Source organism: Amycolatopsis sp. ATCC 39116 (assembly GCF_000231075.2).
GTDB classification, from domain to species: Bacteria; Actinomycetota; Actinomycetes; order Mycobacteriales; family Pseudonocardiaceae; genus Amycolatopsis_E; species Amycolatopsis_E tucumanensis.
Genome location: NZ_AFWY03000003.1, coordinates 268,910 through 286,302, shown reverse-complemented (window position 1 = coordinate 286,302; position 17,393 = coordinate 268,910). Strand labels below are relative to the sequence as shown.

The window sequence follows — 17,393 nt, the reverse complement described above, 5'->3', positions numbered from 1 at the left end:
TGCTCGTCGGTCCGCGGTGCACCACCGGCGTCGGGTCTCACGGTACCGCCGGCTTCGTCGTCGTGATGCTCAGGTCGAACTCCTTGCGGACGTACCCGGCGTAGATGTCGACCGGGCGGTCCGCGGCCGGCATGGCGCGCAGCTCGTCCTCGGTGTAATCGCCGAGGTCGGCCTTGGCCACCTCGGCATTGACGCGGAAGTAACGCAGCCGGCCGCTGTCGAGCTGGGCGCGCATCTCCCTGGCGACGCGGCCCTCGTAGCCGCCGCGCTTCTCCATCGCGTCAAGGATGTTGCGCACGTACTGCGGGTGTCCCTGCTCGTAGCCGCCGTTGACGTTGAGCCCGGCGCTCGGGCCCTTCGCCTCCACGATCACGTAGTCGCCGTTGCCGTCCCGGTAAACGGAGTCGAAGTGGTTGGCGCCCCGGTCCGGGACCTTGACCGGCCGCAGGTCGCCCCGGCCCGACTCCCGGTACTCCTTGCGCAGGTCGCGCAGCGCGTGCTCGGCCGCGATGTCGCCGAGCTTGTTGTTCCAGTGGTTGCTCGACAGGTCGTTGAACCCGGCCTGGTCGAACTTGTCCAGCGGCGTGGTGAACCGGCTGTCCGGCCGGTGCGTGCCCTTGATCGCGTCGTTCGCCTCGGCCAGGTACTCCTGCAGGCCGGGCCGCCCGGCCGCGAGCAGGTCCGCTTCCGCGCGCCGCGCGGGCGGCAACGTGTCGCGGCGGCCGACCTTGCGGCTGCCCTCGATGGTTTCCGACTTCACCGGCGGCGCCTCGGTGTCGTGCACGACGAACCTGCCGTCGGCGAGACGTCGCAGCACCGGGACCTCCACCCCGCGGTACTTGACGGAGGTGCTCAGGCGCGGGAAGACGCCGTCGGCACCCATCTGCCGCCAGTAGGTGCGGAGGAACTCCGCCGCCTTGTCGCGGTCCGTGCCGTTGACGATGCTCAGGATTTCCTGGTGGACCTGCGCCTTGCCCGGAGCGGGAACACCGGCGGAATCCGCCCCGCGCAGGTTTTCGTCGAAGCGGTTCCACACCGCCCAGTCCTCGCCGCGGCGGCGCGTGCGTGGCGCGACCGGGTTGATGCCCGGGTCGGCGTTGGCCGGCACCGGGGGAACGGACTGCGCCTCGCCCGGAACCGGCGGTGGCGCCTCCCCGGGCAGCGGCGGAACCCCGTGCACCAGCGGCGCGCCGAGCTCGAGCATCCGGGCGAACACTCCGATGGTGGGCCGGACGGTCAGGTCCGGGATGTCCAGCCGGATCTCGCCGTCTTCCCACACCGGCGTGGCCGCCACATACACCCCGTGCTTGACCTGCGGCATCGTCGCCATCAGCGGCATCCTGGCGTCGGCGAGCGCCGGGAGCAGGTTCTCCAGCGCGGCGACGGTGGCGCCGAGGGCGGGCAGGTGGGACTGGGTCACCTCCAGGCCCGACACGGCCCCAAGCACCCGCTGCACGTGGTCGGCGTTGCCGAAGCGCGGCGCGGCCATCAGACCCTGGTGGATGAGCGCGTTCTCCACGGCCAGCATCCACCGGGGAGCGGACGGCGACGGCGGGATCTGGAACTCGTTGGGCACGGCCACCTCGCGCACTCCGTCGGGGAGGTGCAACCGGACGAGGTGATCACCGATGCTGGGCATCTCCGTCACCAGGCGCTGCCGGATGATCTCCGGCCGCGCTCCGGCCAGTGCCCGCAGCACCTGGTAAGCCACACCGGTGCGGCTCCCCTCGGCCTCGAGCCGGCGTGGGTCGAGCGTCTCCATGAACGGCCGTTCGTCGCGACGCCACGGCCAGTGCGGCTGTTCCGCGCTCCGGATCATCGGCCGGTACACCAGCGGATACGGATTGGCCGGGTGGCGCGGGTCCTGACGCGAGAGAACGGAGTCGAGCAGCTCGCCGAACGCCCGGTGCACGAGCACCATGCCACTCTTGTCCGGGGTGTAGTAGAACTCGTGGTCCGCCAGCAGCGCGAGGGCTTCGCCGTTGTCCTGGTTGGCCGCGGTGTAGCCGGCCCGGGCAGCGGCCTGGTCCTGCGCCAGCCGCACGGCGGGGTCCGCGACGCTGCTCCGCTCGGCGGACGGAATCCGGCCCCGCGCAGCCGGCTGGTAGCGCCGCAAATCGACCGCCTGGCCGACGGGCCGGCGCAGGTGATGTTTCCGGACGAGCTCGGCGAGCACGGGAGTCTGTTTCGCGAACGCCCGCACCGCGTCGTCCGGCAGCTCCAGCGGCGTCCCTTCGGCCCCGGCGGAGAGATCACGCGGCGCGGCGTACCGCGCGGCGCCGGGGGAGAGCTCGTCCGGGAGTAGCGCCCCCAGACCACGCTCCCACTCCGCCGCCAGCGCCTCCTCGACGGCCTGCTCCGCGGGAACGTCCGGGTTCGCGTCGACGGCGCGAGCGCGGAAGGTCTCCAGGCCGCGCCGCAGCAGGGCCTGGTCGCCGCTGACCGCGTGGAACCAGGCGACCAGCTGACGCCGGGCCCGCGGATCGGTCAAGGTCCGGTGGACCTCGCCCAGCTCGCCCAGCTGCTCGGGCTGGACCTCGGACGTGGCCAGCCCGACGGCCCGGGTGACCCACTCCGCGAGCTCGTGGTCCTGCGCCGCGCGGACGTACTCGGCGGTCGGGGGGAGCTGGCTGATCGGGCTGCGGGTCGTGCCGCGCAGCGGCACCGGCTTGCCGTCGCCGTCGATCGCCAGCACGTCGGTTCCGTACTGCGTCGGGTAGCCAGGGCGGCGTGTCATGCGCTCCTGGGGCAGCAGCTGCCTCGGCCGGATCCGCGGGCCGATCCCGTACTTCGCGTAGATCTCAACGGTCGCCACGGCGGACTGTGCGGCGTTCGCGATGCGTGTGGCGCGTTCGCGGGTCCGGTCGGCAACCTCCCGGATCGTGGGCGGCCGCAGCGACACGCGCTTGCCGCTGATCACCTCGTCCGTCAGCCAGTACAGCGTGCCGTCGTGGTTGATCACGACGACCCCGGCGTGCGGCCCGTGCGGATCCTCGGTGAGCCGGTGCAGCATCAGGGCGATCGCCCCGGGCTTGTCCCGGAGGGCGAACTCGATCGCGCTCGGCGCGTCGACGCCCGGATCCTGGCCGGGATAGGTGCGGAACCGCGCGCCGGTGACCTGTTCCACCCGGCCCGCGGCGCCCAGCTCGGAGCCGAACGGCTCGCCGTCGCGGATGCCCTGGAAGGCGGCCATCGCGGGGAGCTTGGGGCTGCCGAGGTGGTAGATCGACCGGGCGGCGAGGAACGTCTCGAACGCCGAGATCCCCGGCCGCCACAACAGGTGGGCCCACTTCTTCGGGTGCACCTTCTTCAGGAACGCGCCGGTCGCGTCGCTGATAGTCTCCGCAACCTTCTCGAGGGCGCGGGCGATCACCGGCCGCAGCCCGCCCGGCTCGTCGTAGGGTGCGTCGACCTCGGCGCTGGTGTCCGCGGCGCCGTGCGTGGAGTTCAGCAGGGCGAGCAGATCGGGCCGTACCTCGCCGAGGCGGAGCAGCTGGGCGGGGGTCAGCTTCTCGGCGTCGATCAGTTTCAGGACGTGGTAGATCCACTCCTCGTCGGACATCTTGCTCGCCGGGTACCGCAGCGGTGTCGCGGTGGCCACGTCGGTGGGCAGAACCCCGAGCTCGCGTTCCCACATCGTGGTGAGCAGCTCGGCGACGGGGATTCCCTGCGACCGGGCGATGCTCTGCAGGCTCCGTACCGCCATCGCGAACGCGGCCGGGTCGCCGGTCGTGTGCGCGAGGGCCCGCAGCTGCAGCCGGGCAGGCCGGTCGTCGACCAGCGAATTGTAGAGAGCGGCGACCTCGGGCGGGAACGACGTGGGGTGGGCCGCGACATCGTCGTTGATCATCTCGAGGACGTGGATCTGCTCGGCCAGGCTATTCCAGGCGCCGCGATCGACCTGGGGGATCGCCTCCAGGTAGCTCCGGGTGGGCGGACGGGAGCTGAGCTCGGACAGCTCCAGGCCGTTGATCGGCACGGCGGCGGCCACCGCCGCGGACCTGCTCGGTCCGCCGTGAACGATGACGTCGAGGGCGTACACGCCGTCCTCGTGCCGGTACAACGGTTCGGACGCGGACCTGCCGTGCGCGGGGTCGAGGAACACCGGTGATTGTCCGTCGCGGGCGGCGATGGCAGTGACGTGCGATTCGGCGCCTGCCCGGTGCACCACGACGTAGGCGAACGCGTTGCCGCTGGTGCGCGCCAGGGCGTTCACGACTGTCTGGTAGGCGGCGTCGATCGCCCCGGCCCGCTGAGCCGGATCCAACCGACGCACGTCGACCAGGCGCTGGAACCGTCCACCACGGTCCTCGATGCGGCCGACCGGCTCGCTGCCCAGCGGCTTGCCGGGGTCGCCGTCGGCGAACCCGTCGAACGTCCGCCGCGCCGCGACGTCGATGTCGAGGCCGATCCAGTAGTCGTGGAGCACCATCGCGGCGTCGGCGTGCGCCAGCGGCCCGGCCGGGTCGGCCGGCCACGGCGCGAGCAGCCGCACCGCACGTGCCAGGTCGTCCGCGGTGCGCTCGCCGTCCTCGCTCAGGACCGCCTGCGCCATCGCCAGCCGCGAGCCGGGCGAGGGCACCAGGCCACCGCGCTCACCGAGCACCCGCGACGCACGCGCCGGCGGGAACGGCGATTCGCGCGTGATTGCGCGGACCTCGCCGCGGACGACGTTGTGCGCCGCCCACTCCGGCTCCGGAAGGCTGCGCTGCTCCTCCGTCGTCAGCCGGCGCAGCTCCTCGCGGGTGGCGAGGTCGAGGAGGTCCTCCTGCTCGGCGAGCAGAGCGCGGGTCAGCGGCTGCAAGTGCGCCTGGGCGATGGCGTCGAAATCCCGGCCCTCGGGCAGCGCGATCACGATGTCCCCGGCCTGCTCGGCCAGATCGCCCCTCACTGCCCCGTCCCCGTGCTCGGCGACGGCCTCGGCCTGCTGGAGCGCGAGCACGTCCAGGGTGAGGAGCCGTCCGGCCAGCGGGGCGTCGACGGCCATCGCCTCGTCCGGGCCGCGCAACCTGCCGCGACGCAGCCGCTCGAGCCGGGTCTCGTGGCGCAGTTCGTGCCGCGCCTCGCCGAGCGGGCCGGCGAGCTCCAGCATGGCCTGATCCCGCCTGGTGCCGGGGTCCAGCTCGAGCCGGATGGTGCGGGACGGCCCGGCGGGACTTCCGGCGAACGCCGGCATGAGACGTGGACCGCGCCGGCTCCTGGCATCGCTGTAGTCCACCACGATCGGCACGCCCGACAGGTGGGCTTGCAGCTCCCCGTCCGTCCGGGACAGGTGCAACTCGGGCAGCAGCCGCGCGAGAGCGGTCAGTGCGAGGTGGAGCTGTTCGCGGTCGTGCCGGACTCGTTGCTCAACATCGTCCCCACGGCCGGCGCCGGTTCCCCCGTCCGTCGCAGCAGCACCGTCGTCCACCCGTTGCGGCGCGCCAGCGGTGTCGGGAACTCCACGGACAGGACCGTCCAGACGCGACCAGTCGCCGAGTCGGTCAGCGTCAGCCCCGGTTCGATCGGATCCCCGTCCTCCGGCCCCAGTAGCCGGATCCCCGGGAACGCCGCCAGATCGTCCACCTTGGTCACCTGCAGCGTCGTCATCGCCGTCTCCTTCCCCGTCCTGGTGCCCCTCCGCTGCCGATGACCCGGCCTCGCGCACGTGCCGGTCGAGGTCGGACCACCGCCAGCCCTCCTCCAGCTGCTCGGCGCTGACACCGTGGCGCGCGAACACCTCGGCCGCCGGCGTGCCGTCCTCCAGGACTTCGCGCAGCTGCGCCACCGTCTGCGGCGCGTGCCAGCCCGCCTCCTCGGCGAACTCCAGCAGGTCGAGCACCTGGCGCCGGCTGTACTCGGCCATCCGCTGCGCGAGGTAGTGCGCGAGCTGGTCGCGGTCCGCCGACATCACCACGCCGTCGTAGGCGTAGCCGCGGCGGAACAGGTCGAGTGCGATGAAATCCCCGCGCCCGAACCACTTGTTCACCAGCTGGTTCGCCCAGCTGGACAGGCCGCCCGCCAGCACGTGCAGGGCGAAGTTGCGCGGCCTCGGGTCCGGGCGCATCCCTTCGGTGGTGCCGCGGCTGATCGCGCTGCCGAGGTTGCCCGGTCCCAGCTCGTTGACCAGCAGCGCACGCCCGCTCGGCATGCCGAACGCGCCGCGGTGGAACACCTCGGTGATCCGGGAGATCAGGTCCAGCGCGGCGTCCACGTCCTCGCCGATGACGACGAAGCTCGAGTCGACGGAGTTGCGGATCACGCGCGTCGCGCCGCCGGGCTCGCCGGGCACGAACTGGAACAACAGGTGCTGCCGGTGCGCGCCGCGCAGCTTGGCGAACAGCTCCTTGGGGCCCGGCCGCGACAGCCGGTCGACCTTCAGGAGCAGCTGGTTGTCGCCCCGGTCCTCCGCGTCGGCCAGGTGCCGGACGCGGCGCGTCAGCTCACCGGTCTCGCGCATCCGGCGGATCTCTTCGAGCAACGTCCCGGGCGGGACCGGTTCGGGGCCGCGCCGGTCGAGGATCTCCCGCGCCTTCGCGCCCAGGACCGCGTCGTCGAGGTGGGCGGTGAGCAGTGCCCGGAGGCGGGTTTCCGCCGCCTGCGCCTCGGTGGCGGTCGCCCACGCCACGTCGTCCATCGCCCGCGGCGTGGCACCGGCGCCGGGCATTTCCTTGCGCACCTTGACCGCGAACCGCTCGACGGTGGCGCGGGTGGTCACGAACCTCATGGCGCCGTCCGCGGTCCGCTGGGCGGCCTCCGCGGCCGACTGCCCGGCGGCCGCGGTGTTGCCCTGTTCGAGGCTGACCGCGGCGTTCACCGCGCCACTGCCCGCGGCCTGCCCAAACGCGGCGGCGGCGAGCTGCCTGCTGCTCCTGCGATGCAGGTAGCGCTCGCGCATGAGGAGGTCGTCGATCTGCCGGTGGACCAACCGCGCCAGGTCGTCCGCGGGCAGGGTGCCCGCCCACTGCGCGGGCAGGTACGTGAGGAACTCCCGGACGTCGGTCGAGCCCCGCTTGTAGATGCCGGTGTGGCTCGTCATCGGCGCGGCCGTGGTGGGCAGCTCGTCGGAGACACCGATCGTGATCCGCAGCTCGCCCGGCAGCTTGGGGGTGTGCGGGCGCGGTTTGGCAGTGATGATCACCGTCAGCCCGTCACCCTCGCGGATCGCCGCGGCGATCTCCTCCTCGGTGAACGCTTCGCCCGCGGCCTTCCGCTTCGCCTGTTCCGCCGCTGCCACCGCCGTCTCGCGGGCGACGCGCTCCGCCGCTGCCGCCTCCGCCCGGGCCGCGGCGAGCTCCGCCTCGCCGGCCTCCTCCGCGGCGGCGACCGCGTTCTTGGCCGCCTCGTGCGCGGCTGCCGCCTTTTCGGCCGCGATCTCCTCCGCGGTCAGGAACCGGACAGCCTTCACCCCGGGGTGGCTCGCGGCACGGAGGACCATCTCCCCGGCCGCCTGTGCGATCAGCGCGGCCGGCTCAGCGGGCGCCAGTGGCCGCGCGGCTTCCGTGGGCAGGTGCGCGTCGATCTCCGCGCGCACGCCCCGGACGATCCCGTGCGCAGCGTCCATCAACCGCAGCGCCGTGTCCGCCGCCTGGATCTTGGCGCCGACGCCGATGATCTCCTGGAACCCCTGCTGCGCCCGGACGCCGTCCTCCCACAGCTTGTACGCGAGCATCAGGTCCAGCCAGTTGCGGTGCCGTGCCTTCACCACGCCGCCGCGGGCTCCGCCGCTGCCCGCGACCAGCGGTGCGATCAGCTCCGGGCTGCCCGCGGCGAGGTTGAAGGCGGTGGTGATCGCGGCTTCCATCGGCAACGTCGCGAAGTGCTCCTTCGCCAGGGTCGCCAGGCTGGGCTGGATCCACATCTGCTCGCCCTTGACCACGACGTCGACCAGCTGCTCGGACACGGCGGCCCGGATGGCGTCGGGCCCGGCGGAGTAGGTGTTGGGCGAGACGCCGATCCAGTAGCGCTGCTCCAGCGTGGGCACGTGCCCGCCCTTGAGGATCTGGTACGAGCGCTCGAGACCTCCCACCACCAGCGAGACCTTCAGCGTCTCGCCGCTCGGCAGTTCCAGCACGAGCGTGCCGGCGTCCCGGACGGACTGCTTGCCCGCGTCCCGCGCGGCGATCCGCTCGTCCTCCCAGCGCGCCGACCGCATCCGCTCGAACGTCCGCTGCAGATCGGTGCTGTACAGGTAGGTCCGCGGGAACTCGCCCACCGCCAGCTGCGCCGCGATCTCCGCGCCGGCGCGCCCGATCAGTTCCTGGAACTCGGCGAGTTCCGCGGTGGTCAGCCGGGCGGGCAGCTCGGCCGGGGGCACGTCCGGCATCCGGTTGCCGGTGAGTTCGGCCAGAGGCTGCAGCGCCGTGGCGGCTTCGCGTGCACCCTCGGCGATCGAAGTCGCGGTGGGGCCGATGCCGCCGCGCATGAGGGCCGCGTCCTGGAGCGCGAAGTCCATCAGCGCGTTGATCAGGTTGGCGTACGCGATGTAGTCCGCGACCGGGCCGAGGACGACGGACCAGCCGAGGTAGACCCCGCGACCGACGAGGAACACGGTGCTGAGCCCCTGGCCGGCCAGCAGGGACGCGAGCGTCCCGGCGGCCACACCCGCACCACCGCCGAGCTGCGCCATGAGCGCGGCGCGGATCTGCACCACGGCGTCGGGCAGCTCCGACCGGTAGGCGGAGACCTGTGCCTCCAGGATCCGGTCCCGGGCGTCGTCGGCTTCACCGCGGGTGGCGTCCGGCCGCACCGCGACGACCGACTGGGCCGCGTGGACCCACCGCACCGGCACCGCCGCCGGCATCGGCAGGTCCACACCCTCGGTGGGATCACCGTGCTCCCGGATGTACTCCTCGAGGTCCTCCGCGGTGGAGATGGTCACCCCGAACCGGTCCTCGATCCAGTCGGCCTTCCTGCGCAACCGGAACTCGGCGGCCAGCGGGTGCGTCCCCGCCTCGATCTCGGCGAGCGAGGGCCCCACGATGGACTGCAGGGTGAACCCGGCGCGGGGCAGCCGGCCGCCCCGCGACTCTTCGGTGCCCGACCACCAGTCGACCTTGTCGACGTTGTGGTAGTACCGCTCGACGGCGGCGAGCCGGTCGGGCGGTTCCTGCTCGTGCACGGGGGTGTACAGCGACGTGACCGGGAACTGGTCGGTCTGCGTCACCGACACGTGGTAGATCCGGTCGTCCAGCACGCCCTTGGCGCCCGGGAACCCGAGGCCCTTCTCGCGCAGGCTGGACAGCCAGTGCGCGAACCCAGGCGCGGGGTGCTCCTCCGCGGTGCGCAACTGCGCGAGCAGTTTGAGCATCGCGAAGGCGTCGGTGCTCCGGCCGCGGAAGCGGGGGTGCGTCAGCAGGACGTCCTCGAGGAGGTTGAATCTCGCGTCGCTGCGGCTGATCGCCTTGTTCAGCCCGAGACCGTGGTCCTGGCCCGCCGCGTCACCGCTCACCAGGCGCTTGAGCTCGTCCTCCAGGGTTCGGAGCTCGGCTGCCGCCTGCCGCACCGCCGGGTCGGGGTTGTCCGCGAAGTCGCGAGCCCTCGCGCCGGACAGATCCTGCGCGGTCAGGGACCGCACGATCCGCTGGTGGTGCTCGGCGAGGTCGAACAACCGCTGGACGGCGGCGAGGTCGCGTTCGGACAGTCCCGCCACCGTCAGCTTGCCGCTGGTGCCGACAGGGTCGGGGCGCAGCGCCCGGGGCGCGTCCTGGTCCGGGTCGATGTCCTCGCCGTGCGCGACGAGACGCGGGTGTTCCGCGTACACCCGGTCGAGCGCCTGGTTTTCCCCGGCGAGTTCCGACAGGGCGGCGGCGAACGGGACGTGCAGCTCCTCGGCGCGCTGGAGCTCGCGTTCCAGGCGCGACCGCGCGGCTTCGGCGCGCTGCTCGGCAATGGTCGCCGAGGCGCCGTCCGGCTGCGGCCGGCCGCTCGCCCGCTCCTGCTCGACGACCTGGCTCCACAACGTGTGCTGCGCCAGCGCGACCGCGGCGCGTTCCAGTTGCGCCTGGTGGTCGTCCCGGGCGGTTCGGATCTGCTCCAGCAGGCCGGCGAGCCGCCGGTACCGCTCGGTGAGCGCGAGGTCGGCCTCGCTCGCACCGGTCTCGCGCCGCGCCACCAGCTCGGCGACCTCGCGCGACAACCGCTCGGCGCGCGCACCGATCGAGTCCAGCAGGCCGATCATCGGGGCCGCCAGTTCCTCGGCGCGCTGCATCGCCGCGATCGGGTCGTCCGCCCGTGCGGGAACCGCGGCCAGCGCTGCCCACCCGCGCTGGTGCGCCTCGGCGAGCGTGATCATCTCGTCGAGCTGCGCCCGCACCGACCGGTCGGCCGCGAAGTCCTCCGACGGCGCGGGACGCCCGCCGTGGAACAGGTACTTCACCGGCTCGCCGTCGCCCGGATCGGGCAGCTGGTCCGGCTCGGCGACCGGCGGCCGCGACGGGCGGCCGTGCAGGCGGTCCACGGCGGCATCCGCGTGCGCCTCGGCATTGCGCTCCAGCGCGTCGACCAGCGGCTTGGTGGGCACGACCCCCGCGCGCAGCTGCGCGGCGTGCGCCAGCTCGTGGGCCAGCACTCGGACCAGCGTCTCGACCGACTCGAACGCCTCCGGCATCAGCCAGATCGCCCTGCCGTTCAGGTGCGTCGGCGTGACACCCTTCTGGCCCTCCTCCCGCATCGTCCGGGCCAGCTCGGCGTCCTGCACCATCCCGATTTCGACACCGGTCGCGTCGAGACCCGCCCGCGCGGCGACCCAGCGAACCGTCTCCGGCGAGACCTCCAGCGGGCCGGACGGCAGCTCCGGCAGCTCGGTGACCGCGGTGGTGCCGCCGGTGTGCTCCTCGATGAGCGCACGCACCGCGGGTTCGCTGAACCGGCGACCGGTGCCCCACAGCTCGTGCGCCTTGTTCAGTTTCGCCGTGAGGTCGGCGACCAGCACGTCCTTGCGCGCGTCGGTGGTCGCCGTGTCGGCGAAGGCCTCCGCGACCCGCGCGGTGTCAACGAGGGCCGACTTGATCCAGGCGTGGTTCTGGTAGCGCGGCAGGTCCTCCTCCCACCCGGCGATGGCCTCGGCGGGCATCAACCGGGTCCAGCGCTCCATCAGCTTCGCGTGTTCGGCGTCGGAGTAGCCCATGTAGTAGAGGTGGTTCGCGAGGTCGGCGACCGGGTCGCCGTACAGCGCCAGTTCCCAGTCCAGCACGGCGATGTCGTTCTCGCGGACGAGGATGTTGCCCCGGTGCAGGTCCATGTGCACCAGGCCGAACCGGCGCCGAGTCAGCTCCTGCCAGCTGTCGCGCACCACCGCGAGCGGATCGTCCGGCACGCCGAACGCGTCCAGCAAGGCGCCGTGCTCGTCGGCAACCTGGTCGTGCACCGTCTCGGTCATGTCGGACAGCCGGCGCGCGAAGCCCGCCGTGTCCCCGCTGGCCGGCCAGCCGGCCGGAAGCATCGGCAGCTCGGCGGCCACGGCGTGGCTGGCCTCGGCGAGCAGCGCCGCGATGCCGTCGAGCAGGTGATCGGGTGCGGCCTCGTCCGTAGCGAGGAGCCGACCGTCTTCGAACGCGTGGACCTGACTGCCGCCGAGCGACTGCCACATGCGAGCGGCGTTCGACACGAACGCGTTCCGGGCGGCCGGGGCCATCGCCTGGTACAGGTCCGCCTCGTGCCAGATCCGGAGGTCCATGTAGGTCGCGTCGGCGGCCGGGACGCGGACGATCACCTTCCCGAAACCGGTCCGGACCATGACGTTGGTGTTGTAGTTCCCCGCGAGGCCGGCGCCGTCCTGGGCCTTGGCCATGGCCAGGGCGATGACCGTCTCGCCCCACTTCTCCCGCAGCTCCTGGTGCGCGCGATCGCGGTCGGCCGGGTGCACGCCCTGCTCCCGCATCTCGTCCTCGATCAGCGCCAGCAGCTCAGCAGCTTCGCGCTCGGCGAGCGCGGGCGGCTGGTTGTCGCGCACGTGCTGGTCGAGGTCCGCCCACGTCCAGCCGTCGGGCAGCTGGTCGGCCCGGACGCCGTGGTGCACGAACACCTCGGCGAGCGGGCGCGCGCCCTCGGCGAAGACGTCGCGCATGATCTCGATCGTCTTCGGGCTGTAGAAGCCGGCCACCTCCGCGAACTCAAGGAAGTCGAGCTGGCGGCGGCGCAGGTGATCGGTGATCTGCCGGGTCGCGTAGTGAGCGAGCTGGTTGCGGTCCTCGCCCATCACGGCGCCGTCGTAGCCGTAGCGCAACCGGTTCTGCTCCAGCGTCAGGAACTCGCCTCGGCGGTTCCAGCCTGCCGACAGGACGTTGAACAGGACCGACACCTTCGCGGTCAGCACCTGCATGGCGGCGTGGAAGAGGTTCGTCGCCGGCCCGATCCACGCGGTGAGCAGCCGGGCGAGGAGGTTCGGGACGTTGCCGGTGGCCAGGTCGCCGTACATCAGGTCGAGCATCCCGGGCACACCCGTGTACCCCAGGTGCGCGGCCTTGACGAGGAGGGCCATCAGCTGGACCGCGGTCTCCGGGTCCTCGCCCTTGATCAGGTAGGCGGAGTCGTAGCTGTTGACCACGAGGTGCGTGGGGGCGCCGGGCACGCCGGCCTGGAACCGGAAGATCAGTTGCTGGCGGTGCGCGCCCTGTGCCTTGGCGCCCAGCTCCCACGGCCCGGGATGGCGGACCTTGTCGATGTAGAGCACGAGTTCGCCGCGGCCCATCCGGCGCGCCATGGCCAGGTGCTCGATGCGGCGGGTGAGCTCGCCGCTCTCGATCATCTCGTCCAGCTTCCCGATCAGCGACTCGGGCTCCGCGAACTCGGCGTCCCGGCGCGCCAGGATCTCCCGTGCCTTGGCCCCGAACTCGGGGTGGTCGGCGTAGGACGCCAGCACCTCCCGCAGGTTCTCCTCCTCCCGGCGGATTTCGCGGGCCGTCATCCAGGCGAGGTCGTCCATCGCCCGCGGGGTCGCGATGAGCGGGCTGACCTCCTTCTGCATCCGGATCGACAGGCGCTCGAACCCGCTGCGGCCGGTGACCATCCGCATGATTCCGTCGAGCGTTTTCTGGATGACGTCGGTGACGGTCTGGCCCGCGGCGGGGATGTTGTCCTGCTGCAGGCTCAGAGCGACGCTCATCCCGCCGCTGCCCGCCGCCTTGCCGCCGGCCGCGCTGCCCAGCTGTCCCATCGACCGCGGGTGCAGGAAGCGCTCCCGCTCGACGAGGTCGTCGGCCTCCCGGTGCATCCACTCCGTGAGCTCGGCGGCGGGCAGCCGGGTGTCGCCCCTGGACCACTGGGCGGGCAGCAGCACGGTGAACTCGCGGACGTCGGTCCGGCCGCGCTTGTAGAGGCCCGCGCGGGTGACCGCGGGCATGGTCGGCACGGGCAGTTCGGCGCTGACCCCGATCCGGAGCCGGATCTCCGCGGGGATCTTCGGGGTCCGCATCCGGCCCTTCGCCAGCGCGACGAGCGTGAACGACCCGCCGCCGGCCTCCAGCGCCTCGGCCTGCTCGGACCTGATTTCCCCGGCCAGCTCCGCCGCGGCCTGCTCGTCCTCGGGCGTAGCGCGGCCGGCCACGATCGTCTCGGCCAGCTCGGTCACCCGCCGTTCCCGCTCAACCGACGCGCGCCTGGCCGCCTCCGCGACCCTGGTCGCCTCCTCGGACGCGGCCTTCGTGGTCTTGACTGCCTCTTCGGCGTCCCGCTGGGCGGCCCGGGCCCGCTCGGCCGCCGCGGTCTTCTCCGCGACCTCGTCCGCGGCGGCCTCCTTCACGGCCTTGGCGGCCTTCTCCGCGGCGGTCTTGGCCTTGGCGGCGGCCTCGACGGCGCTCTTGTGCGCGGCGACGGCCTGTTCCGCGCGGACTTCGTCGGCGGTGAGCAGCCGGGCTTCTTCGACCCCCGGCCGGGTGCGGATGCGGTCCCGCATCTGGATGGCGCCCTCGTGGAGCATCCGCCCCGGATCGTCGGGCACGTACTCGGGATCCGCCTGACTGGCGGGCAGGAAGCGGCGGATCTCCGCGCCGAGCTTCCGGTTCAGCTCGGCCGCGGAACCCATGAGCCGCAGGGAATCCTCGGCCATCGCCGTCCGCGCGCCCGTGCCGACCAGCGCCTTGAAGCCCTGGCGTTCCCGGACCGCGTCCTCCCACAGCTTCCGGGCCAGCGCCAGGTACTTGAAGTTCAGGTAGCGCGAGCTCACCATGCCGCCGCGGCCACCGGCGCTGGAGCCGATCGAGGACCCGAGCATGTTCCAGCCGCCCGTCGCGGCGGCGAACCCGGCGGTGATCAGGACTTCCAGGGGGTAGGTCCCGTACAGCTCAGTGATCAGGGACCGCAGCGGCGGCTGGAGCCACAGCTGTCCCGCCTTGATGACCACGTCGACCAGCTGCTCGGAGACCGCCGCGCGGATCGCGGCGTCGCCGGCGCGGTAGACGTCCGGCGAGATGCCGATCCAGTACCGCAGCTCGGTGGAGGGCACGTCGCCGCCCTTGAGCAGCTGGTACGACCGGTCGAACCGGCCGACCTCGAGCGAGACCTTGACGTGCTCGCCGGTCGGCATCGTGAACATCAGCGTGCCGGCGTCCTGCACGGCCACGGTGCCGGCGTCGCGGTGGGCGATGCGCTCGTCGGACCAGCGCACGTCGGTCAGCTTCGCGAACGTCTCGATCAGATCTTCCCGGCCGCGCAGGTGAGTCCGCGGGAAGTCGTCGTCCACGAGCTGCTGGGCGATCTCGCCACCGACGGTGCTGAGCTTGTTCTGGAAGTCGGCCGCCTCGTTCCCGGTGAGCGGCTCCGGCTTGCTCGGCGGGGCGGTCTCCGGGACGCTGCGGACGGCGGCCAGGTCGGCCATCGGGCGCAGCTCCTCGGCGGCCTCGTGCTTGCCCTCCTCGAGCGAGTCGGCGGTCGGGCCGATGCCACCGCGCATCATGAACGCGCGCTGCCGCCGCATCTCGTTGGCGGCCTCGGTCTGCTTGCCCGTCGCCGTGACGTAGGACCACGGGGCGAACAACCCGGCCCACGCGAAGTAGAACAACCGGCCCAGCAGGTACAGCGCGCTCACGCCCAGACCGGAGAGCAGCCCCGCGGCGGTGCCGACCACGATGCCGATGAGGTTGCCGCCCTGCGCCAGCATCGTGGTCCGCGCCTCGATGCCCGCCGACGGGTTCTGCGACCGGAAGGCGGCGACCTCCCGCAACACCAGCCGGTGAAGGGCCTTCTTGGCCGCCTCCGGGTCGGCGTCCGGCCGGACGGCGACGACCAGCTGCCCGCCCTCGACCCAGTAGACCGGGATCAGCGCTGGCAGCGGTAGGTCGAGGCCCGCCGTCGGGTCGTGCCCGAGCCGGCTGATGAACTTCGCGAGGTCGGCTTCGCTCTCGATGCGTTCACCGGGGTGGTTCTGCTCGATCCAGGCCGCCTTGCCGTGGAAGCGGAACTGCTCCGCCAGCGGGTGATCGCCGGCGCGAATCTGCTCGGCGGTGGGACCGACGTTGATCTGCATGGTGAAGCCGGACCGGAAGACGCGGCCGCCGCGGGTCTTGTCCGTGCCCGAGTACCACACGACCTTGACGATGTTGTGGAACGACGGCTCGCCGACGGCCACCATGTCCGGCGGCGCCTGCTCCTCGACCGGCACGTACAGGCCCTTGATCGGGAACTCGTTGACCTGCGTCAGCTTGATGTTGTAGAGCCGGTCGCCGAAGACGCCCTTGACCTCGGAGTTGCCGAAGGTGCCCTGCAGGACCTCCTTCATGACGGCGGCCCAGGCGCCCGCGGGGTGTTCGTCCGCCTGGGCGAGCTGCGCGAGCAACCGCACCCCGGCGGGACGCACGCGGCCGCGGAACCGGCGGTGGCTGATCATGACCTCTTCGAGCAGCTTGAACCGGTGGTCGCTGCGGGCGAGCGCGACGCTGAGGCCCAGCCCGTGGTCGGTGGCGGCGGCGTCGCCGCTCACGAGGCGCCGGAGCTCCTCCTCGACCGCCGCCAGCTCAGCCCCGAGCTGGCGGAGCGCCGGGTCGGCGTGCTGGGCCAGCTCGGCGAAGTCCGCCGCGCGACGGCCCTCGTAGCCCTGCTCGCGCAGGGCCCGCACCATCGCGTCGTGCTGGCCGAGCAGTTCGACCAGGTGCTCGATGGCCGCCAGATCCCGCTCGGCCACGGTCGATGCCGTCTGCCGCGCGAGTCCTTCGACGTCCGCGCGGAAGACCCTGGACCGGTCCTCGGCCGGGTCGATGTCCTCGCCGTGCGCGGCGAGGCGGGGGTGCTCCTCGTGGATCTGCTCCAGGGACTCGGTTTCCCGGACCAGTTCGCCGAGTGCGACCTCGAACGGCCTGCGCAGCTCGTCGACGCGCCGGAGCTCGGTCTCCAGTTCGCGTGCGGCCTCGCGCGCGTACAGGTCCGCGAGAGCCGGCGTCACCGTTTCGCCGCCCAGCACCGGCAGCGGCCCGTTCGCGGCTTCCGCGGCCCGCGCCTCTTCGGCGAGTTCGGTCCACGCCGTGAGCCCGTCGAGCGCGGTGTGCGCGAAGGTCAGCTGCTCCTGCTGGTCCTCCCAGCGCGTCCGCACCAGGTCGAGGGCCCCGGTCAGGCGCTGGTACCGGCGGGTGAGGGCGACTTCGGCGCGGCTCTCTCCCGGTTCGTGCCGCCGGGCCAGCTCGGCCACCTGGCCCCGCAGCTCGTTGACGCGCTCCCCGATGGCTTCCAGCAGCTTCGTCATCGGTTCCGCGAGTTCGTCGGCGAGCGCGATCGCGGCGGCCGGCCCTTCCTCGGCGGCCTCCCGGAGCCGCTGTTCCGCCTGCACCAGCCCGCCGGATCCGCGCTGGTGGGCGTCGACGAGCGTGAGCAGGTCCTGCAGCCGGGCCCGCACCTGGCGGTCGTCGCGGAAGTCCGGCTCGGTCACCGGCGCCGCGGGGGTGGCGGGCACGAGCGCGGTCAGCTCGGCGGCCACGTCCATTTGCGCGTACCCGTGGGTGACGGCGGCGCCCGGGATCTGCCCGGTGAGCCAGGCGGCGAAGGTCGCGCCGTGGGCGTGCAGCGCCGCCCGGATGCGGTCGCGCACCGCTGGGGACACCTCGGCGCCGCCGCTTCCGCCGGAGAAGAAGCGGTGCAGCATGGCGTCCGCGTCGCGGCTGAGTTCCGCCTGGCGAGCGCGCGGGAGGCGCTCGATCTCGGCGAGCGCGGCCGGCACGAAGTCGGCGTCCGAGCCGGGGAGCAGCGCGTGCGCGGTCAGCCCGTCGGGCAGGCTGTGGAACGCGTCGCCGATGGCGGTGGGGTCGGCTTCCGCGAACTGGCGGCGCTGCGCGGCAGTGACGAAGTGGTCGCCCAGCACCATCAGCGCGGCGACCTCCCGCAGCCGCAGCAGGTCCGCCTGCGTCAGGTCGGCGGGGATGCCGGCCCGCTCCAGCCAGGCTGTGAAGGCGGGGAGAGCGTCGGCGCGGAAGCCGAACCAGGGCGCGGCG

At 72.8% G+C, this 17,393-nt stretch carries 1 protein-coding gene (cut by a window edge); it reads right to left on the bottom strand.

Annotated features, from left to right (window positions below):
- Positions 1–37: 37 nt before the first annotated feature.
- On the bottom strand, positions 38–17,393 hold the 3' end of the coding sequence (locus AMY39116_RS0305970; RefSeq protein ID WP_020416785.1) for an EndoU domain-containing protein. 35,558 nt of this gene lie beyond the right edge of the window; only the last 17,356 of its 52,914 coding nucleotides appear in the window; its start codon lies beyond the right edge, outside the window; the stop codon is at positions 38–40.